At 38.6% G+C, this 19,223-nt stretch carries 22 protein-coding genes; 14 read left to right on the top strand and 8 right to left on the bottom strand.

Annotated elements, in window-relative coordinates:
- Positions 1-6: 6 nt before the first annotated feature.
- On the bottom strand, positions 7-2,115 hold the full coding sequence (locus tag ACO1QW_RS01490; RefSeq protein WP_486255028.1) for a family 20 glycosylhydrolase: 2,109 nt from the start codon (positions 2,113-2,115) through the stop codon (positions 7-9).
- A gap of 314 nt (positions 2,116-2,429) precedes the next feature.
- Between ACO1QW_RS01490 and ACO1QW_RS01495 the strand changes: the two genes are divergently transcribed.
- Complete coding sequence (locus ACO1QW_RS01495; protein WP_486255029.1) at positions 2,430-3,143, top strand: hypothetical protein; 714 nt, start codon at positions 2,430-2,432, stop codon at positions 3,141-3,143.
- Here the strand turns inward: ACO1QW_RS01495 and ACO1QW_RS01500 are convergent.
- Positions 3,140-3,928: an oxygenase MpaB family protein gene (locus ACO1QW_RS01500; protein WP_486255031.1), complete on the bottom strand. Its 789-nt coding sequence runs from the start codon at positions 3,926-3,928 to the stop codon at positions 3,140-3,142. The genes ACO1QW_RS01495 and ACO1QW_RS01500 overlap by 4 nt on opposite strands.
- 183 nt (positions 3,929-4,111) lie before the next feature.
- Here ACO1QW_RS01500 and ACO1QW_RS01505 point away from each other — a divergent pair, with 183 nt between their 5' ends.
- Both ACO1QW_RS01505 and ACO1QW_RS01510 read left to right on the top strand, forming a co-directional pair.
- Positions 4,112-4,405 carry a hypothetical protein gene (locus ACO1QW_RS01505; RefSeq protein WP_486255032.1) on the top strand — a complete coding sequence of 98 codons (294 nt, stop codon included), beginning with the start codon at positions 4,112-4,114 and terminating at the stop codon, positions 4,403-4,405.
- Positions 4,406-4,423: 18 nt separating this feature from the next.
- Positions 4,424-4,693, top strand: coding sequence for a hypothetical protein (locus tag ACO1QW_RS01510; protein WP_486255034.1), 270 nt, complete (start codon positions 4,424-4,426; stop codon positions 4,691-4,693).
- 2 nt (positions 4,694-4,695) lie between these two features.
- Here the strand turns inward: ACO1QW_RS01510 and ACO1QW_RS01515 are convergent, their stop codons facing one another.
- The gene (locus ACO1QW_RS01515; protein WP_486255036.1) at positions 4,696-5,448 is read right to left on the bottom strand and encodes a sulfite exporter TauE/SafE family protein; all 753 of its coding nucleotides are present in this window, start codon (positions 5,446-5,448) and stop codon (positions 4,696-4,698) included.
- A 486-nt stretch (positions 5,449-5,934) separates the two neighbouring features.
- On the opposite strand from ACO1QW_RS01515, the gene ACO1QW_RS01520 reads away from it, so the two are divergent.
- The 11 genes from ACO1QW_RS01520 (at position 5,935) to ACO1QW_RS01570 (ending at position 15,473) form a co-directional block, all read left to right on the top strand.
- Complete coding sequence (locus tag ACO1QW_RS01520) at positions 5,935-6,633, top strand: hypothetical protein (RefSeq protein ID WP_486255038.1); 699 nt, start codon at positions 5,935-5,937, stop codon at positions 6,631-6,633.
- A 6-nt stretch (positions 6,634-6,639) separates the two neighbouring features.
- Positions 6,640-7,482, top strand: a complete 843-nt coding sequence (locus ACO1QW_RS01525; protein ID WP_486255040.1) for an MlaE family ABC transporter permease — start codon at positions 6,640-6,642, stop codon at positions 7,480-7,482.
- Entirely contained in the window at positions 7,479-8,261 is a 783-nt protein-coding gene (locus ACO1QW_RS01530; protein WP_486255042.1) for an ABC transporter ATP-binding protein, read from the top strand. The genes ACO1QW_RS01525 and ACO1QW_RS01530 overlap by 4 nt, the downstream gene beginning before the upstream one ends.
- A 17-nt stretch (positions 8,262-8,278) precedes the next feature.
- Positions 8,279-9,004, top strand: a complete 726-nt coding sequence (locus ACO1QW_RS01535) for an MlaD family protein (RefSeq protein ID WP_486255043.1) — start codon at positions 8,279-8,281, stop codon at positions 9,002-9,004.
- Between the two features lie 105 nt (positions 9,005-9,109).
- Complete coding sequence (locus tag ACO1QW_RS01540; RefSeq protein ID WP_486255045.1) at positions 9,110-9,559, top strand: hypothetical protein; 450 nt, start codon at positions 9,110-9,112, stop codon at positions 9,557-9,559.
- 187 nt (positions 9,560-9,746) lie between these two features.
- A complete protein-coding gene (locus ACO1QW_RS01545) occupies positions 9,747-10,832 on the top strand; it encodes a glycoside hydrolase family 130 protein (protein WP_486255047.1) in 1,086 nt (361 codons plus the stop codon).
- Positions 10,780-13,143 carry a glycosyltransferase gene (locus ACO1QW_RS01550; RefSeq protein WP_486255048.1) on the top strand — a complete coding sequence of 788 codons (2,364 nt, stop codon included), beginning with the start codon at positions 10,780-10,782 and terminating at the stop codon, positions 13,141-13,143. Before ACO1QW_RS01545 ends, ACO1QW_RS01550 begins: the two co-directional genes overlap by 53 nt.
- A gap of 99 nt (positions 13,144-13,242) precedes the next feature.
- On the top strand, positions 13,243-13,527 hold the full coding sequence (locus tag ACO1QW_RS01555; protein WP_486255050.1) for a YtxH domain-containing protein: 285 nt from the start codon (positions 13,243-13,245) through the stop codon (positions 13,525-13,527).
- 31 nt (positions 13,528-13,558) lie between these two features.
- Positions 13,559-13,966 carry a hypothetical protein gene (locus ACO1QW_RS01560; protein ID WP_486255052.1) on the top strand — a complete coding sequence of 136 codons (408 nt, stop codon included), beginning with the start codon at positions 13,559-13,561 and terminating at the stop codon, positions 13,964-13,966.
- A complete protein-coding gene (locus ACO1QW_RS01565) occupies positions 13,963-14,367 on the top strand; it encodes a hypothetical protein (RefSeq protein ID WP_486255054.1) in 405 nt (134 codons plus the stop codon). Before ACO1QW_RS01560 ends, ACO1QW_RS01565 begins: the two co-directional genes overlap by 4 nt.
- Positions 14,368-14,393: 26 nt before the next feature.
- A complete protein-coding gene (locus tag ACO1QW_RS01570) occupies positions 14,394-15,473 on the top strand; it encodes an AI-2E family transporter (protein WP_486255056.1) in 1,080 nt (359 codons plus the stop codon).
- A 16-nt stretch (positions 15,474-15,489) separates the two neighbouring features.
- On the opposite strand, the gene ACO1QW_RS01575 is transcribed toward ACO1QW_RS01570, so the two are convergent.
- The 5 genes from ACO1QW_RS01575 to ACO1QW_RS01595 all read right to left on the bottom strand — a co-directional run bounded on the left by ACO1QW_RS01575 (position 15,490) and on the right by ACO1QW_RS01595 (position 18,912).
- Positions 15,490-15,855, bottom strand: a complete 366-nt coding sequence (locus tag ACO1QW_RS01575) for a cupin domain-containing protein (protein WP_486255058.1) — start codon at positions 15,853-15,855, stop codon at positions 15,490-15,492.
- A gap of 145 nt (positions 15,856-16,000) precedes the next feature.
- Positions 16,001-16,321 (bottom strand): hypothetical protein, encoded by a 321-nt coding sequence (locus ACO1QW_RS01580; RefSeq protein ID WP_486255060.1) that lies wholly within the window; start codon positions 16,319-16,321, stop codon positions 16,001-16,003.
- A gap of 60 nt (positions 16,322-16,381) precedes the next feature.
- Complete coding sequence (locus tag ACO1QW_RS01585; RefSeq protein ID WP_486255062.1) at positions 16,382-16,942, bottom strand: helix-turn-helix domain-containing protein; 561 nt, start codon at positions 16,940-16,942, stop codon at positions 16,382-16,384.
- A 520-nt stretch (positions 16,943-17,462) separates the two neighbouring features.
- A complete protein-coding gene (locus ACO1QW_RS01590; RefSeq protein WP_486255064.1) occupies positions 17,463-18,050 on the bottom strand; it encodes a porin family protein in 588 nt (195 codons plus the stop codon).
- Positions 18,051-18,741: 691 nt separating this feature from the next.
- Positions 18,742-18,912, bottom strand: a complete 171-nt coding sequence (locus tag ACO1QW_RS01595; RefSeq protein ID WP_486255065.1) for a hypothetical protein — start codon at positions 18,910-18,912, stop codon at positions 18,742-18,744.
- Between the last annotated feature and the right edge of the window lie 311 nt (positions 18,913-19,223).

The following is a 19,223-nucleotide window of genomic DNA, read 5'->3' on the forward strand; positions in this document are numbered from 1 at the left end:
CATGATTTACTCTTTCGACAACAAGTTAATCTTCTCTGCCGTTAAAATGCAATTGAACACTTTCACATTGTCAATATACCCGTGAAAGGCATTCTTCTTATCACCAATAAATTGTAAAGGAAAAAACAAGGTTTGCACTTTGGCCATTTTTTTATCATTGGCAAATACATGCATTGCTCCTTCCAGTTTTTCCACAAGCCTGCCGTTTACATAAAGCGATGTCCCTTTGTTATCGCCGGTTATGGCGATATGCGTCCATTGCTCAGCAGGCACGGTATAATTAAAAAAGTAATGATAGTTCTCCCTTGAAAAACCCAACTTGCCTGTTTGTTGCTGGTTCAGTTTTACCACTGCATCAGGTGAAGAAAAAAGAACGGCATCATTTGCATTGTTCTTTTTTGGTTTAATGGAAAACGAGACGGTATAACCATAGCCGATGCCCTTTACACTTGTTTCAACAAAACTCTTTCCTCCTTTCAATGAAAGTATTTTATCGGAAGTGGAAACTTTTATACTATTTATAAATGTTGATTGCGTTTTAAGCTCATCAAAGCGATAATGCAACACAAGTGAATCTTTCGCTTTTATTTTTCCCATCATATTCAGGCCTGGCCCCTCGCCGATGGCTTTGCTGTGTTCAATAAACGATTCGTAATTCATTACAGTATCAGCTCCGCCCCACATCTTTTGCGATAGTGTTTGCATAGCCGGGAACACACGATGATGCACATCTTTTTCGGTGATACCATTTCCAACATGATCGTTCCAAACAGCAAATGCTCCCCCTTTTATCTTTGGATGATTTAATTCAAATGTTTGGTTACCGATCAGGCTCGGTGTCCATTTCCGGTAAAGATTTTTTGTATTGAGATAATCATAGTAGTAACCCGCAGCCGGCACAATGTACAACCAACCATCAGGGGTGCTGATACCATCGTAACCCAGCTTTATCATTTCTTTTGGATCGGCATAACCATTATACCAAAGATTCATTGTTACATTCTCCGACTTCACAGGAGTTGTGCCTTGTGCATGTGTAAGTGCGCCCCACATGCGAACCTTCTTCCCGAAACTTTCCACCAAACGAATATAATGATCAGTAAATGCCCTGAATTTTTCTGATTCTTTCTTTGCATATTCATCGGTACCAATATGCACTTCGGGTCCAATAAAAACAGGGTTTGGTCCCTGCAGGTATTCTTTAAAAACATTGTCGATCACTTCGTAAGCAAGTGGATGATCAAGGTCAAGATGATCCTTTCCATATTGAGTACTGCCGATACCGGGAACGGCTTTTGCAAATGCAAGTGAGTGTGCGGGCACATCTATTTCCGGAATTATGGTTACACCATATTGTGCGGCCATCTTTTGCAGATCAATAAAATCTTTTTTTGAATAGCTTCCGTCTTTTGCTGTAAGACCGGGGTAGGCTTTATTTTCTAAACGAAAAGCTGAATAGGTACTATCCCAGTTACCGCCGAAAAAATCTTTGAAACCGTTATCGTTCAGATGAATATGAAAATCATTCATCTTGTAATACGACATAAACTTTACATAATTGCGTAAGAACTCCATACTGAAAAACTTGCGACCGCAATCAAGAACAAATCCACGCACAGTATATTGAGGGAAATCTTTTGCAATACCTGCTGGAATTTTTTGATGCTGCTCATCCTGCTCCAGTATCTGCAACAAACTTCTTGTGGCCCAAAATGCACCCCGGGCTTCATTGGCATTGATGGTGATGAATTGATTGATCGAAAGCGTGTAACCTTCTTTACCCAGCAAAGTGTCGGCAGCGTTAAGTGTGAAGTAGATATCACCGGCACGTGCCTTTCCTTTTCGTATTACAAATTTCTTTTGGCCTGTAAGCATTTTGAGATCATTCAAAAACGTATTGGCGACTTGCATTAACACGGATGAGTATGTTGGATCAACAACCAGTGCTGCGTTTTCTTTTAACAGGAAATTTCCAGTGCCTCCTTTCCATTCACGAAAGGCAGGAATAATAAAAGGAGCATTGTTTACCTGTTGCTGTGAAAATGCAGAAACTGCGGTAATCATGCAAACCACTATCAACAATAAATATTTGCCTGCAAAAAATATTGATTTCATTTGCTTAAACAAGGAGGAAGTATACTCTTTCATAATTGATCAATGGCAGAAGATGATGCTTTACGATCAAACTTAATTCAATTTGCGAAGGCTTGCCGAGGCCAATCGTTTGCGCAAGAATAGTTGGGATGAAAATTTCTTACAGCTTTTTATGAAAGAAAGAAATCATTCAGACAGTCGTTCACTTGTTCAGTTTCATTGATATACGTAACTTCAACTTCGCAGCAAGTTTTGGATCAATTATATGAAATCTTGCACCATAACATTGTTCGTATACAAACCTTAACATCAAACCATTATTTTATCATCAACCCATGCTACCCATCAACCAAAACAAAGCGTTTTTAAAAATCGCTTCAATCTCTGCATTCATCAGCGCTATTACTACTTTTTTTCTTTGGCTATTGCCCAAATTCTATAACACGCCGGCGAACTTTACTGAAGCTGTGTCAATGCATCAAAACGCTTACTATATTTCACGTCTCTGGGTAAACTTTATTCATATCCCTTTTGCATTAACGGCCTATTTTGGTCTCACGCTAATACTCTATAAAAAACAGCCCGCAACTTCTTTGTTTGGTATGATGTGGCTGGGTGTTTGGGGAACAATAGAAATGATTGGTGTGGCAGCGCTCATCTTCACCGTGAACGGGAATTGGCGTAGCAGCTATGCTCTTGCCAATGATCAAACCAAAACCATCCTTGAAACAAATATCACTTCTTTTATGGGTGTTTGGGACAGCCTGTTTTTTGTTATACTCGTGGCGTTCCTTCTTGGCTCTTTATTTTTTGCAATAGCAACACAAAGAGGAAAAGGATTGGAAAAATTACTCAGCTATTTGCTATGGGCAGCAGTTCCGTTAACAGTGCTCATTATTTTATCAAACTATGCGAATCAAGCATGGGCAGGAAAAATTACCGGTCTTGTTTATCCTGCACTGCAACCCGTAAGCAGGGCTGTATTAGGATTGTTTATTTTAAAACACAGCAGGGATCAATATATACTGCAAAAAGAAAGTTCGGCTTAAGCGAAGCCAACTGTCTTCGTTGCTTCGTTATATACATTTAGTGCATTTATCTGTTCTTTATAGGCAGCAGGTAGTAACATGTTTTTCAACAACCAATCCATCTTCATCAGCCGGCTGATCTTATAGAGCGGTACAACCGGATCAAGCAAAGAATAATTATTGAAATGAAGTAATTCTTTTACTCTTTGCGGTACCACTAATTTTTGTGCTTCGATCAACACTTTGAAACGCATGCTGCCAATATGTTTTTTGTATTGATTGAAAAGATCGGCAGTATAATCACTCTTTTTCAGATCAGATAATAAATGCGCATGTCGAACCGGAACCCATTCATTATAGTTTGCAGGTAACTCTGTCAAACCCATTCTCACACCCACTCTATAAAATACATTGTACACTTCTTCTTTTTCTGCATCAGTAAGCTTCTCTTCGAGCAATTCATAGGCAGCAATGGAATAATGAATCAACATAAACAAAACATCACGATAAGCCCAACCAGGAATTTTATAACCACGACTTTGTTCAATTGCACTATGGATATGATGCATGGTATCAATGGCCTTATTGGCTTCATCTTCGGTTGAGAAAACTATCTTTCGAGCGTAAGAAACGGTAGAGAAAAGCCGGCCTAAAGGATCAGACGGAAGCTTGCCGGTAAAGTATAGCCAGTCAACTGCTTTATTCAATGCAAATTCGGCCGATGCACCGGCAAAAATAAACAGCACCGTATCGCTTTTGCCCCAGATCTTTCTTACAACAGAGTTATGCTCCACAAATAATTTCATAGCGTTATTATTAATTGATACATGATTTCAAAGTAGTTAGAAAACCGGTGCACTTACCGTTCTTAAAACAATAACTCCACTCCTCCAGCCTGGCAAAAAATATCCTAGAAACACTTGCCCGGTTCACAAATATACATTTACTTTGTATTTCAAAGTGCTTTTAAAACAACTAAATTTCGTGTAATGACCTACAAACTCAACATTGGAAACATCCTCAGTTACATCTTTGGTGTACTTGCATTTGCAATTGGCATCATCAATACTTTTTGGGGAAATGATGCGGGCTATGGTATTTTTATTCTCTTGCTTTCCCTTGCATTTTTTCTCCCGGTAAGCGAGTTAGCGAAAAAAATTGCAGGCTTTACTATTCCTAAACTTGGATTGATCAGAATTGTGATCGCTTTATTTATTATTTGGACATCGTTGGGCGTTGGTGAATTATTTGATAAGATCGATCTGATGCTTGCAAGTTTTTAATTTATTAAATCAAAGTAAATGATGCAGCAAAAACTGTCCATACAGAATATCATCAGCTGGGTATTGGGCCTGGCTGTCTTAACAATAGGAATACTAAACCTGGTTTTGGTGCATGCCGTGCCGGGAATTATTGGTTTGCTTTTATCCTTGTTGTTCTTTCCACCTGTGAATGATGTGTTGAAGAAAACCTTTGGCTTTACTATTCCATTTGCCGTAAAAGTGATACTGGCTCTTTTTATTTTCTGGTTCACCTTAGGCATCAGTGACCTCGGCGATATGATCGACTAGAATTATTTTTTCAACAGCATCAGTACTGAGCCAACTAAGGTTAACAGCAATACCATTTTACGGTAATGCAGGTCATGTATTTTATTTGTTAATCGTATGCCAAGGAAAAATCCAAGTGCCAATGCAGGTAATAATACAAGATCAGTTTGAAGTGTTTGAAGAGTAATATTTTTCCAGTAAAAAACCTGAAAAGGCAGTTTAAATAAATTCATCACTAAAAATATCCATGCCGCTGTACCAATAAAATCGTTCTTTGGTAAGCGCATGGCAAGAAAATAAAGATTAGCAAACGCACCTGCCAGATTACCGATCATTGTTGTGAAACCTGCTGCAAGACCTGTACCTGTTGCAAACAATGGATGCTGCGGTACCGAAGTTGATTTCCGAAATTCCATCCACAGTACAATGGCAATTGTAACAACAATGATTACAGCCATAATTTTACGAAACAGGATTTCATCCATATCCTTTCCTAAAAAAACACCCAGCAAAATACCAATGATCATCCACGGAATCAATTTCCAGAAATGCTTCCATTGTGCATGACGGTTGTAATACGACACGGCGCCAATATCAGCCACACATAATAATGGCAGCACAATACCGGTTGAAGATTTACCTCCAAAAACGAGCGCCATTATTGTAACGGCCAACATATCTACACCTTTTAACCCGCCTTTCGCTAGGCCAATGGCAAATGCTGCCAGCAAAATAAATACCCAGTACGTAAGAGAATACAACGAGAGAATGTCCATGCGCTGTAAAGAAAAGAAAAACGACGGAGAAATATATATTTCGTAAATGAGAGCGTGCTGATTGTACAAATATCCGGACCTGTTATAGATTTAGTGAATATACAAAGGGCTACTCCCCCAACGCCATTCATTCAAAATCTCATCTACCGGGTCATTATATCTGTTTTATTGTAAATGTGTGAATGATATAATCTTTGTTTAAGCGGCTATAATACTCAGTAGTTAAAAATGAGCGACCTTTAACAACTGCACGAGGTTGGCACAGTTTGTATCCTCGCTCTCCACAGTTTTCTCTCTTATACGTTACAATTTGTAAACAGTAAGTACATTTTTGTGGAATTGGTGCATTTCTTACATCGCCAGTTAATGCCAACATTGTTTCCGACTCTCAGTTCATCGTTATACCGGTGATAAGTACAATATCCAATTACATTCAGCGCAAAACGGGAACGCTATTACTTTTCCTGTCATCTATATTTAATAAATATGAAACTTATTTCAAGAGATAGAATTTCTACATTTTTCCAGGTGCTCCTTGTTATTTTTCTTTTTTGCTACTCTGCTGTAAAAGGCAATCCCGAATCAAATAACGATTCTTTTCAACAGTCAGCAGTAAATTATAAAGGAGATGATGCATTGCACAATCAAATGCTTGAGTTGTGGAAGCAACATGTTGTGTGGAACAGAAATGTTATGCTTTGTATTGTAGATAACCTACCGGGCACGTTGGAGGCAGTTGATCGATTACAACAGAATAAGATTGACATAGGAAATGCAATAAAACCTTTTTACGGAACTGCTTCAGGCGAAGAGCTAACCCGGTTACTGCAGGAACATGTACGCATTTCCGTGGAAGTGATGTTGTATGCAACAGAAAAAAAACGACCGCAGTTACACGAAGCGAATGCACGCTGGCATGCCAACGCCAATGATATTGCGACTTTTCTTGCAGCTATTAACAGTTACTGGGCGAGCGATAAAATGCAGTTAATGATTAAAGAGCAACTTCGGTTAACAACCACACAGGCAATTCTGCGCATCAATAAGGATTATGCTGCCGATATTATTGCCTATGACAAAGCGCAATCACATGCAGAAATGGCCGAAATTTTTGCTGCTGGTATTACCAGTCAGTTTCCTGAAAAAGTGAACCCCGTTGCCCAGGTGCGGATGATCAATCAATAAAAAAATATGGCTATAATTAAAACAGCCGACAGATTAAAAACCCTCGCAAGCAGGCAAACAATTATTGTTAGTGAAAAAGCAATTGCCAATACAAAAGAAGCACGCAGTTTCTTAACAGATTTAGCTGATGTTTCTTTATTCGCCGGAAGAATATTCAAAGAACTCTTCAGCAGGGGTTTTGAATTCAAAGAATTTATCAGGCAATGTTACCAGATTGGTTATAAATCATTACCGTTAATCTCTGTTACAGGAGCAATTATGGGTCTTGTGTTAACAATTCAATCCAGGCCGGTACTGGCCGATTTCGGGGCCGTGAATATGTTGCCCAGTATGGTTAGTTTATCTCTCATCAGGGAAATGGGTCCTGTTATAACTGCACTCATCTGTGCAGGAAAAATTGGATCTGGCATTGGTGCTGAGCTTGGTTCAATGAAAGTTACAGAACAGATCGATGCAATGGAAGTATCATCCATCAACCCGTTTAAATATTTAATCGTTACAAGAATACTGGCGGCAACAATTATGATTCCACTTCTTACCATTTATGCAGATGCCTGTGGTATTGCCGGCAGCTGGATAGGTGCAAATATTAAAGGTGACGTATCAATAGTTTTGTTTTTTTCCCAGGCATTTGCTGCTGTTGATATGGTGGATGTGGTGCCCGCTGTTATTAAAACTTTTTTCTTTGGTGCCGTAATTGGTTTTGTTGGTTGCTATAAAGGATATAACGCCGGAAGCGGTACACAAAGTGTGGGCGTTGCAGCAACATCAGCCGTTGTTATGGCTTCCTTACTGGTGTTTATTGTTGATATGATTGCTGTACAAATAACTGATCTCATTATCTCATGAACAACGTAACAGCTCTGAATGAAACAGATAAAACAGCAAAAAAAACGGCTGAAAACCCGGTTATCGAAATTCACCAGTTAAAAAAATCTTTCGGTGGCCAGGAAATTTTAAAAGACATCACCCTTCAACTTGGCTCAGGTGAAAACCTCGTGGTATTGGGGAAATCGGGTTCCGGCAAATCAGTATTGATCAAATGCCTTGTTGCATTGCTGAAACCTGATAGTGGCAGCATTAATATACTGAATGAAGATGTTACAAGTTTAAGCCGAAAAGAATTAAATCAACTGCGTCAAAAGATCGGGTTTCTATTTCAGAGCGGAGCATTGTACGATTCAATGACGGTGAAACAGAATATTGAATTCCCTTTACGCCGAATAAAAAAGGGATTAACTGAAAAACAAATTGCTGATAAAGTTCACGAGGTATTAGAGAATGTTGACCTTGTAGATGCGTTGAATAAAATGCCCTCGTCGCTTTCAGGTGGCATGCGTAAACGTATCAGCCTGGCCAGAACGATAGTAGTTGATCCGCTGATTATGTTGTATGATGAACCAACAACAGGACTGGATCCGATTACTTCAGACGAAATCAGTGCACTCATTGTAGATGTGCAGAAAAAATATAAAACATCTTCCATCATTATTACGCATGACATTAAGTGTGCTTTGCATACGGCCAACCGGATGATCATGTTAAAGGATGGTTCCGTTTATCATGAAGGGAAGCCGGAAGAGTTTAAACAATCAACCGACGAATTCATTCAATCATTTTTCTTTTAACCAGAAAAAAAATACTTATGGATACAACATCACAATCATATAAAATAAAACTTGGGCTGTTTATACTTTGCGGCATGGTACTGTTTGCTGCAGTTCTGTTTATTATCGGAAGAAAGAATAATCTATTTACACCGGTATTTTCAATTTCTGCGGCTTTCAACAATGTGAGTGGATTACAGGCCGGAAACAATATTCGTTTTTCGGGCATTACCATTGGCACTGTTGATGACATCAGCATTATTAACGATTCAACTGTGAAAGTTGTGATGGTTATAAAGAACAGTGTGAGAAAATTTATTAAAGTAGACAGTAAAGCGGTTATTGCTTCAGACGGTATTATTGGTGATAAGCTCGTCATTATTTCACAAGGCAGCAGTGAATCGCCCATTATCAAAGAGGGGCAGTTACTGGAATCAGAAGAACCTGTTGAAACAGGCGAAATTATGGCCAGTTTGCAAATAACAGCTGCCAATGCAGAAGTGATAACTGAACAGCTTGCAGAAGTAATGATAAAAGTGAATAGCGGTAATGGCACGCTGGGAAGATTAATCGAGGATCCAACTATTGCAAATAACCTGAGCCAGACCATGCAGAATATGAAGACAAGCAGCCGGGGCCTGAGTGAAAACATGGAAGCTGCGAAAGAAAATTTTCTGCTGAAAGGCTATTTCAACAGGAAGAAAAAAGCGGCGGCAAAAAAAGCTGCTGAACGGAAAGCAACCGAGGAGAAAAAGAAAGGCTAAGCATATACTTATAATCTATCTGCAGTTAAATATTATTTTCGACCCAATCCATTTACATATATAATCGAATCATTTAATCAGTTCATTCATCATTAAAAAACAAACATGAAAAAAACCTTTTCGCTACTTTCTGCAATCGTGTACATTACCTGTATTTCATTTACTAGTTGTAATAACAGTACGGATGATAAGACATCCGAGAATGTTATAATTAAAGATACCGTTGTTATTGAAGAGAGCAACAAAGACGTAACCGTACAGGTAGCCACTCCTGAAGAATGGAGAGCGTTTAAAGCCGATGCCGAAGCAAAAATTGAAGCTAATGAAAAGCGCATTGCAGAATTGAAGGCTAAGATGAACAATTCCGGGAAGTTGCTGAATAAAATGCGGGCCGAACGTATTGAAGCACTTGAGCAGCGCAACAGAGATCTGCGGTTGAAAATAAGTACCTACGAAACAAACAAAACCGATTGGCAAAAATTTAAGGAAGAATTCAACCATGATGTGGAGGAATTAGGTAAAGCCATCGGTGAAATTTTTACTGACAATAAGTAAATCAAGAAGATTAAACTGGAAATCGAGGCGGGATTGAAAGCCTGCCTTCTTTTTGTTCAAACAGGAATGGGATATGTGAATACTGTAATGTTTCCGGGCAAGCATATAACAAGTCTCGTTTAATGAACGTGAACTTTACAAGAAGGAGTAAAGGTTGTTTCTGATCAACTGGCAACCACAAAAAACTATGCTGGCAATAAAAAAAGAAGGAATTATTTTAGCAAAAACAACACATGGATTTGAATGCGACGGTGTCCTAAACCCAGCCGTTATCCGTAACAATAATGGTATTCATATTTTTTACAGAGCAGTAGCCAAAGGAAATTATTCAAGCATTGGTTATTGCAAACTCAGCAGTCCTTTACAAATAGATGAACGTTTTGACACTCCTGTATTATTTCCCCAGTTTGATTACGAGGTGCATGGTGTTGAAGATCCCCGCATTGTTAAGATAGATGACTTATTTTATCTCACTTATACAGCATACGACGGCATTAATGCTTTAGGTGCACTTGCTACCTCAACGGATCTCGTTCATTGGGAAAAAAAGGGCATTATTACTGCACAGATAACCTACAGTGCTTTCCATCACCTGGCAGAATCAAAAGGAAAGATCAATAAAAAATATTTGCGTTTTAATGAAGATTTCCGCTTTCCCGATAAGCAGGATCAAAAAATGGTTGTGTGGGATAAGAATGTCATTTTTTTTCCACGCCGTATTAATGGCATGTTGCATTTTCTTCACCGTATCCGTCCCGATATACAATTAACAGCTGTTAAAGAGATCAGTGATTTAACTGCTGAGTTCTGGCAGAATTATTTTTTACATCTCGATGAAAATATTCTACTGGAACCAAAATATAAACATGAAGTAAGTTATATAGGCGGAGGATGCCCGCCCATTGAAACAGCAGAAGGTTGGTTGATGATTTATCATGGCGTGCATGATACTGTGAAAGGTTATGTGTATTGTGCCTGTGCTGCGTTGCTTGATATCAACAATCCCTTCATTGAAATTGCCCGTTTACCCTATGCCCTCTTTAAACCCGATGAAGAATGGGAATTAAAAGGCGAAGTAAACAATGTTTGTTTTCCAACCGGAACAGTGCAAGAGAACGACACACTTTACATTTACTATGGTGCAGCCGATGAGCAGATTGCCTGCGCAAGCCTGAGTATATCTGCATTGCTTGATGAGTTACTACTTAACCGAAACAAAAATGAAACAACAAACGAGGCAGCTCCAGTACATTCCAACCCCACTCTTATTTAACCAATTAACAGCATGGGGTGAAGATCTTCAACTAGCCGACAGCAAAGACAAGCTTCCCGAGATTTTAGTGATCAGTTCTTACCCTCCAAGGGAATGTGGTATTGCAACTTACTCGCAAGATCTTATCAAGGCTCTGGTAAACAAATTTGATCATTCGTTTGAGTTCAGTATTTGTGCACTTGAGTCGAACACAGAAAAACACACCTATACCGACCCCATAAAATATGTTTTAAATACCGATGATGAAGACGCATTTATCAGGCTGGCCGAAAGCATTGAAGCTGACAGTTCAGTAAAAATGATACTACTGCAGCATGAGTTTGGATTTTTTCAAAAATATGAAGCTGCCTTTCTCCGGTTTTTACAACTGGTACATAAGCCCTTTGCAGTAGTTTTTCATACAGTGCTTCCTTCTCCCGGCAAAGAACTTCTTCAGCATGTACAGCAGATCACTGCACTTGCTTCAACAGTGATTGTGATGACGAAATCATCTAAAAAAATTCTTCTTACTGAATATCATCTATCGCTAAAAAAAATAATTGTTATTCCACACGGTACGCATCTGGTGCCACATGAAGACAAAGCAACCCTAAAGAAAAAACAACAGCTGACCGGGCGAACAATTCTTTCAACGTTTGGATTAATTAGCAAAGGAAAAAATATAGAAACCACCCTCCGTGCATTGCCAGATATTGTAAAAGAACATCCGGAAGTTCTGTTCCTAATTATCGGGAAAACACATCCTACCATTGTGCAACAGGAAGGCGAACAATACAGGCAGTTGCTGGAAACAATGGTAACGGATTTAAAACTGGAGAACCATGTAAGATTTATCAATGCATTTCTTCCTCTTCCGTTGTTACTCGAATACTTGCAGCTCACCGATATTTATCTCTTTACATCAAAAGATCCCAACCAGGCCGTAAGTGGAACATTCTCTTATGCCATCAGTTGCGGATGCCCTGTTGTGTCAACACCCATTCCGCATGCAAAAGAAGTATTAAAGAATGATGCCGGCATTATCATTGAATTTGAACAACCCGATCAATTATCAAAAGCGGTGAATAGTTTATTGAGCAATGAAATGTTACGCAATACCATTGGTTCAAACGGATTACATCGCATGGCTTCTACTGCCTGGGAAAACGCAGCCATTGCACATGCTGTTCTGTTTAAAAAATTAGTCGATGATCATGTGCCGCTTCGTTATAACGTGCCACCTGTTATTCTCGATCATCTCAAAAAACTCACCACTGATTTCGGGATGATTCAGTTTTCAAAAATAAACCAGCCCGACCTGGAGTCAGGTTACACCATTGATGATAATGCAAGAGCGTTGATTGCCATTTGTCAGCATTTTGAATTAACGAGAGATAAAGCCGATGTCCATTACATCAATCTTTACCTGCACTTCATTAACTTTTGTCAGCAACCAGATGGAAGTTTTCTGAACTATGTAAACAGTGATAAAAAATTTACAGCGGGCAATTATGAAACAAATCTTGATGATGCAAACGGAAGAACAATCTGGGCTTTGGGTTATTTAATTTCATTGCGTCCTTTATTACCAACACAAATCACCAGCACCGCAAACCAACTTATACAGAAAGCAATGCCTTATTTGCAAGGCATCCATTCAAGCCGTGCCATGGGTTTTATTATTAAAGGTTTGTATTACCGTAACTTAAAAATAAAACTTGCCGAGAACAGTGTGCTTATAACTGAAATGGCAAACAGGCTATTGCAAATGTACAGGCACGAGCAGGAGGAAGACTGGCGCTGGTATGAAAGTTATCTTACTTATGCGAATAGTATTTTACCGGAAGCAATGCTTTGTGCATGGATCACAACCGGCATTACAGCATACAAAGAAACTGCTGTGATCTCGTTTGACTTTTTATTAAGTAAACTATTCAGCGAACAAAAAATCAGGGTAATTTCTAACCAGACATGGTTACATAAAACAAACGAAACAGCTGTGATTAAAAACGGAGGCGAACAACCCATTGATGTGGCTTACAGTATCCTCGCATTGAGCAGATTTTCTGACGTGTTTAAGAAACAGGCTTACTTCAGCAAAATGGATATTGCATTTAACTGGTTTCTTGGAGCCAACCATCTTCAGCAGATCATTTACAACCCTTGCACCGGTGGGTGTTATGATGGATTGGAAGAACATACTGTGAACCTGAACCAGGGGGCAGAATCAACGGTTAGTTACCTCATGGCAAGTTTAACAATTGAAAAGCTGCATCGTAACAGGCAACGCATGAATCTGCAAAAAAAACAAGTTGCTCACTTTAACCTTTAAGCTCTGAAATATGTGAATGATACAACCTATGCATTCAATGGTATAACACATACCACTCTAAACAAAACGACCTTTAATATTCATATAAACTTAAAAAACATGAACACAGGAAAAGTTGTAACGGCAGTATTAGCCAGTGTTGCAGTAGGTGCGGCGCTTGGAATTCTTTTTGCACCGGAAAAAGGATCAGTAACAAGAAGATCTATCAGCCGCAGAAGCAAGCAATTTACAGACGATATTACTGATAAAGCCAATGAGTTTATCGACAACATGGCAGAAAGATTTGAATTGGCAAAGGATGAAGCATCTCAGTTAGCCGAAACCGGAAGAAATAAGGCAGAACAGGTATTATCATCTGTTGCGCATCCAAAACAACATAATTAATAGCTGAGTTGATTAATAATAAACAGGCGACATGCCTTCAATTGTGCTTAACGGCATTTTACCAACGATGAAATTTCATACAATGGAACAAACAGATGGCAGATTAAATCTATTGCTTACACATGCTGAGCAATATGGTAAAACAAATTTTGAACTTGCTAAACTCAAAACTGTTCAGAAGCTCATTCCTGTAGCAACTGCTTTTACAGGACACATGTTTGTATTGTCTGCATTTTACCTGTTTATATTGCTATTCAACATTGGTATTGCTATGTGGCTCGGCAGTTTACTGGGCAAGCCATACCTTGGTTTTATTCTTGTAGCTTCCTTTTATCTCCTTGCAGCCATTGTTATACACTTTCTATCGGCAAAACTTTTACGCAAGCCGGTAAGCCGTTTTATTATTCAGCAAATCCTTAACGACAACACTAACCTATGAGTCTCCTACTAAAAGAAGAAGATCTTGCACAAGCAGTTTTAAATGCAGAGCGGAAAAAACAGGAACAGGGAACCTTATTGGTTGCGGAATTTCATGAGGTGTTGCAAAGTATGCGTCCCTCTGCTATGTTAAAAAATATTCTCACCGAAATTACTTCTTCGGCCGAATTGAAAGATAACATGGTAAACTCATCAGCGGGAGTAGCTGCAGGGATTTTAGCAAAACGACTTGTTGCGGGTAAAAATGCAGGAATCGTTCGCCAGGTTATTGGTAATGGTATTCAGTTTGGCGTAACTAATATTATTGCCAGAAACCCCGAGACAATCAAAACCATCGGTACTACCCTCTTCTTATTTGCAAAACAGTTACTTAAGAAAAGAACAAACACCGGCATCATCTGATTCCGTAAATGAATATGAATGCGTTTTTGAAATTCCCATTTTATGCAAAGATTACTTTATCATTAATTGGGCTGTATGTTTTTATTACCATTCTTTCCATTGCCGGCAGCTTGCTTATTCCATTATTATTTGCCGGCATCATTGCAGTGTTACTCAGCCCGGCAGTTCAGTTTCTTGCTTCAAGGAAGATCAACCGCACTTTGTCAATCATACTTGTTCTGTTTATAGTATCGCTGCTTTTTATTTCTTTAATGATTCTGCTAACTACACAGGCAACAAATCTCAAAGATTCATTTCCCCAGTTACTTCTTAAATTCAACGAATTCTACGACCAGGCAATAGGATGGATATCTACTGTATTTAATACTGATGTAGCCACCATCAACAGCTGGATCTTACAATCAAAAGAAGATCTGTTAAACAGCAGCAACACAGCTATCAGTGTTACACTCAGCAGTGTGGGCAACGGAGTGGCAATGTTTTTTCTGATACCCGTGTATACCTTTATGATTCTTTATTACCAGCACCATTTACTACAGTTTATCCGCCAGATGGCGGGCCGGTCAAACAAAGAACAAACAACAGAAATTCTTACAGAAACAAAAAAAATTATTCAACACTACCTCGTAGGACTATTTTTTGAATTTCTTATTATCGCTGCACTTAATACAGTTGGTTTATTAATTCTGGGAATCAAATATGCCTTTTTACTAGGCATAGCCGGGGCATTGCTGAACATTATTCCATACATAGGAGGATTAATTGCTTTGGTGATTTTTATGATAATTGCGCTTGTAACAAAATCGCCAGTGCATGTTTTGTATGTGGCTCTTTTGTACAGTGGCATCCAGTTTATCGATAATAATTTTATTGTTCCCAAGATTATTGGAGCCAAAGTAAAACTCAATGCATTGATATCGCTGATCGCTGTTATTGGCGGAGCCGCTCTATGGGGCATTTCAGGAATGTTTCTTTCAATTCCGGTTGTGGCTATTCTGAAACTGGTATCTGATAAAGTAGATGTATTAAACCCACTAGGTTTTTTACTGGGAGAAAGCAGGCCACTCAAAGCACATTTTTTTGGCAACGCACCTGTAAAGAAATGACGTAGGAGAAATAATCTTACTCGTAACCACTCTTTATTGTTGTGAGAATCATTTTAAATCTGCCATTGGGCCGAATAAAATTTGGCAAATGCGCAGGTATGATAATTCCTTCACCGGATTGAAGTAAATTAGATACGCCATTTATCACAATCTCGGCTTTCCCTTCTATGATTTGTGCAAAGGTGTCAAAAGGAGATGTTTTTTCGGTTAGGCCTTCTCCGCTATCAAATGACATAACACTGATGTTGCCTGTAGACTTTCTCAGAATTGTTTTACTAACAACGGCATTGGGCATGTATTCAATTATTTCTACAATGATATGTGCTGTTGATTTTTCAAGCTCGGTTGCTTCCTGTTGATTGTTAGGCCCGTTGATATCCATGATTTATGTTTTAACTGATTGCGTCACCTGAGAATTTAACTGACGATTAATTTGCACAAAGGTTCATATTAAGTCACCCTACATTGTTACAGGTGCACGAGGAAAGGTTATATGATTCGTATTTATAATTAGCCTGCAGCCACTATTATGATTTAGCCACTTCGCTCATTTGATGAACACGGCTATGTATGCACATTTCCTTCTCGTACTCTGTAATTGTGTGCAGCACCTTCAGTTTTTCGTTGATCAGCAGTATTAACGATTTATCGAATCCTTTTTTGCCGGCCTCCTGTAAAGCCAGTTCATACTGAATAATGGCCGCTTCAAAACTTCCTGTATTTTCTTCTTTAAGAGCAGCTTTAAATAATGAAACTGCATTCCCATTATTTTTTACCAAAAACTTCCTGATAATCAGGAATAATATTGCTGCCGGGATAACCAGTAAAATGCTGTAATAAGTACTCATAATTTCATATTTATTCTTTTCAACAGAAGGCTCGCTCCCTTATCCAGGCTCGGATATCATTTATAAATCCTCAAGCATATTCCTTCGTTTATCCTTCAGTTGTTTGAAGTGAGAGGGTGTGAGACCTGTAACTTTTTTAAACTGTGCCGAAAGGTGAGCCACACTGCTGTAATGAAGCAGGTAAGCAATTTCGGTGAGGTTAAGTTCATTATACACCAGCAGTTCTTTTACACGTTCAATTTTATGGGCAATAATAAATTTTTCAATTGTTGTTCCCTGAACTTCGGAAAAAAGGTTGGCCATGTAAGTATAATCGTGGTCAATTTTCTCACTTAAATAAACTGAAAAATTCACCACCAACGGTTCATCTGAATAATGAACCATTTCAACAATTACATTTTTAATCCGTTCAATAAGAACGCTTTTTTTATCGTCCATTAACTCCAGCCCGGATTTCCATAAATTCTCTTTTAACTGATCGTGTAGTGTGGCGGTAAAGGGCGTACTGATTTCCACTTCACCCAAATCCACTATAGAATAAGCAATGCCCAGTTTAATGAGCTCTTCTTTTACAACCATTTTGCAACGGATGCAAACCATATTTTTTATGTAGATCTTCATTGTGCCCATTTGTATTTTTTACCTCCGGCAAAACATCACCCAGGGCATTTGTAAACAGTGGGCAGGTAATTCTTAAAGGTAACTCTAATTTTCACCATAACACGGAATGGTTTTGTGTACAAGTAAACTAATTGCAGCAAATGTGTGAATGATTAAGATTACTATGAATAACCTGTAATGTTGCGAAACTTTAATAGTACCATCTTTAAACGTATCATTTAACGATGATCAAGGCCGTTGTTAACCGCAAACACTTAATCAATGCAGCTCAGTTGTAGCGTCGCTCACCCTAATTTTAACGTCGGGAAGTATCGATCTATGCAATATTGTCCGTCGAGACAACTATTCCTGATTTAAAAGGATATTTGGCCGCATACAAACAATTCAGCTTCTCCTCCTGCCCCACTGAACAATTGATATGATTAAATGAAATGGATAAACAGATACTGTGTATTCATGCGAATGCCCCAAAAAAAACACCGTCAGTTGTAGACGGTGTTTTTTTATGCGATCGAAACGCTTATTTATGTTTAAACTGGTAAAACACGCCAACCTGGAATCCCCTGTTTTTTGACTTTAACGTGCTGTTGTCATCATCATTAATATTGGATAAACCAAGATTGTATCTTGCATCAACTCCAAAACCTGAAGGCACATGAATGTAACCAATTCCTAATGCCAGGCCGGCATCAAGGGTATTGAGATCAGATTTAACATCCGTTTTTGTTGTACCGTTATCTGCCTTAGCAGTTAGCAACAGCCCTATTTGCGGACCGGCTTCGAACCGGAAGCCATTATCAAACATATACTGTAATAAAATGGGAACGTTTAGATAGTTGAGATTGAGTTTTGTCTCTACTCCGCCTGTTTTGTATTTGGCACCCTGCGCCGAAAAAAGTAATTCGGGTTGCACCGCAAAGTTTTTTGTAACATGAATATGCCCGAGTAACCCGGCATGCAAACCCGGTTTCATGTCATATTTAAAATCATCGTTGTTTTTGATGTTGTAAAGATTTAAGCCTGCCTTAATACCAATGTTTACATGTTGCGACTGTACAGATGTTGCAAATACAATTGCAATTAATGCTAAACTTACCTGAATTTTCATATACTATTTTGTTATTTACAAAGTGAAGAAATTAGTTACGCAAATTCGGACTTGGAGTAAACCCTAGATATGTAATCATTTTGCAGGAAACTAATTGATTGGCGAAGATGAGCTTATCCTTGTGACTAATGTTACATGTTTATTTGAAATGTTTATACAGTTCTCTGAAACAAAATACTTTCACTTGCAGTGTTTCAATTCAAGATTTGATGCCTACATGAATGGCAAAACACAAAAACCGAATGCAGATGAGATAAGTGGCATGAATCTTTTTTTAGGAAAAGCAAAATGGGGCACCTGTCATTTTCTTCCGTTGCCTAACAGGACGGGCCACTGTTATTTACAAAAAACAGAAAGTGAAGTGTTAGGTACTCCTGGCTCATGCATCCACCGTAATACCTGATGCTGACAAGGGTCGCTATAATGAGTACCAGATGCCACAATTGTTCCGTGCATTTAAAACTTAAACGGTTCGAAACATTGCTCTCACTGCGCCTTACATGCGTAACGGAGTTTACAAAACACTTGAGAAGTAGTTTACTTTTATAATAAAGGTGGTGGCGCCGGAATGGGTTTCCAGGTTGAGAACCAAACGCCGCCGGCTGAGCCTTTAAAACTTAACAGCAAAGAAAAAAGTCTGCTGATCGCATTTATGCAATCGTTTACTGACATAAAGAAGTAGCGATGTTTGTCACTTTGTTTCCTCATCAATCTGCACGTCAGATTCTTCATCTTTCGACTTGTGAAAATCTTCATTTACCTGGTGCTCAAATTCATCTTCATCTTTCATATTTCTTCGAACGAGGAAAGCTACCAGTGCAATCAACAAAATTCCAACTCCAATAATAACAGGCCAGTTCATAAAAAATAGTTTGTTTAAAGTTGAGAACTTTTCCGCAGGTTATTATGAATTCAATATTAAGTTTTAAGTCGGCAACGTTTTTTTCTACTATCCCGCCTATTATAACAGCCTTTAGCTTGGCATAATTTCTGTCAATCTATGGCTGTAGACGTTGTTACGCTGTAAGTAATATCGCACATTGAGATTGGTGAACAGGATGTATATTTTCAAATTACATTCTCTACATCAATTCCTGCTCATCATCCTGTAGAAAAATTACCCCATTAGCTTCGTACCAAAAACCATACCCTCGTATGGGTGAAATACCTATG

This window comes from Lacibacter sp. (genome assembly GCF_057361365.1).

Excerpts from the sequence above, each read along its gene's own strand:
- ACO1QW_RS01490 (WP_486255028.1), bottom strand. The coding sequence starts at position 2,115 with ATGAAATCAATATTTTTTGCAGGCAAATATTTATTGTTGATAGTGGTT.
- ACO1QW_RS01495 (WP_486255029.1), top strand. The coding sequence starts at position 2,430 with ATGCTACCCATCAACCAAAACAAAGCGTTTTTAAAAATCGCTTCAATC.
- ACO1QW_RS01500 (WP_486255031.1), bottom strand. The coding sequence starts at position 3,928 with ATGAAATTATTTGTGGAGCATAACTCTGTTGTAAGAAAGATCTGGGGC.
- ACO1QW_RS01505 (WP_486255032.1), top strand. The coding sequence starts at position 4,112 with ATGACCTACAAACTCAACATTGGAAACATCCTCAGTTACATCTTTGGT.
- ACO1QW_RS01510 (WP_486255034.1), top strand. The coding sequence starts at position 4,424 with ATGATGCAGCAAAAACTGTCCATACAGAATATCATCAGCTGGGTATTG.
- ACO1QW_RS01515 (WP_486255036.1), bottom strand. The coding sequence starts at position 5,448 with ATGGACATTCTCTCGTTGTATTCTCTTACGTACTGGGTATTTATTTTG.
- ACO1QW_RS01520 (WP_486255038.1), top strand. The coding sequence starts at position 5,935 with ATGAAACTTATTTCAAGAGATAGAATTTCTACATTTTTCCAGGTGCTC.
- ACO1QW_RS01525 (WP_486255040.1), top strand. The coding sequence starts at position 6,640 with ATGGCTATAATTAAAACAGCCGACAGATTAAAAACCCTCGCAAGCAGG.
- ACO1QW_RS01530 (WP_486255042.1), top strand. The coding sequence starts at position 7,479 with ATGAACAACGTAACAGCTCTGAATGAAACAGATAAAACAGCAAAAAAA.
- ACO1QW_RS01535 (WP_486255043.1), top strand. The coding sequence starts at position 8,279 with ATGGATACAACATCACAATCATATAAAATAAAACTTGGGCTGTTTATA.
- ACO1QW_RS01540 (WP_486255045.1), top strand. The coding sequence starts at position 9,110 with ATGAAAAAAACCTTTTCGCTACTTTCTGCAATCGTGTACATTACCTGT.
- ACO1QW_RS01545 (WP_486255047.1), top strand. The coding sequence starts at position 9,747 with ATGCTGGCAATAAAAAAAGAAGGAATTATTTTAGCAAAAACAACACAT.
- ACO1QW_RS01550 (WP_486255048.1), top strand. The coding sequence starts at position 10,780 with ATGAAACAACAAACGAGGCAGCTCCAGTACATTCCAACCCCACTCTTA.
- ACO1QW_RS01555 (WP_486255050.1), top strand. The coding sequence starts at position 13,243 with ATGAACACAGGAAAAGTTGTAACGGCAGTATTAGCCAGTGTTGCAGTA.
- ACO1QW_RS01560 (WP_486255052.1), top strand. The coding sequence starts at position 13,559 with ATGCCTTCAATTGTGCTTAACGGCATTTTACCAACGATGAAATTTCAT.
- ACO1QW_RS01565 (WP_486255054.1), top strand. The coding sequence starts at position 13,963 with ATGAGTCTCCTACTAAAAGAAGAAGATCTTGCACAAGCAGTTTTAAAT.
- ACO1QW_RS01575 (WP_486255058.1), bottom strand. The coding sequence starts at position 15,855 with ATGGATATCAACGGGCCTAACAATCAACAGGAAGCAACCGAGCTTGAA.
- ACO1QW_RS01580 (WP_486255060.1), bottom strand. The coding sequence starts at position 16,321 with ATGAGTACTTATTACAGCATTTTACTGGTTATCCCGGCAGCAATATTA.
- ACO1QW_RS01585 (WP_486255062.1), bottom strand. The coding sequence starts at position 16,942 with ATGAAGATCTACATAAAAAATATGGTTTGCATCCGTTGCAAAATGGTT.
- ACO1QW_RS01590 (WP_486255064.1), bottom strand. The coding sequence starts at position 18,050 with ATGAAAATTCAGGTAAGTTTAGCATTAATTGCAATTGTATTTGCAACA.
- ACO1QW_RS01595 (WP_486255065.1), bottom strand. The coding sequence starts at position 18,912 with ATGAACTGGCCTGTTATTATTGGAGTTGGAATTTTGTTGATTGCACTG.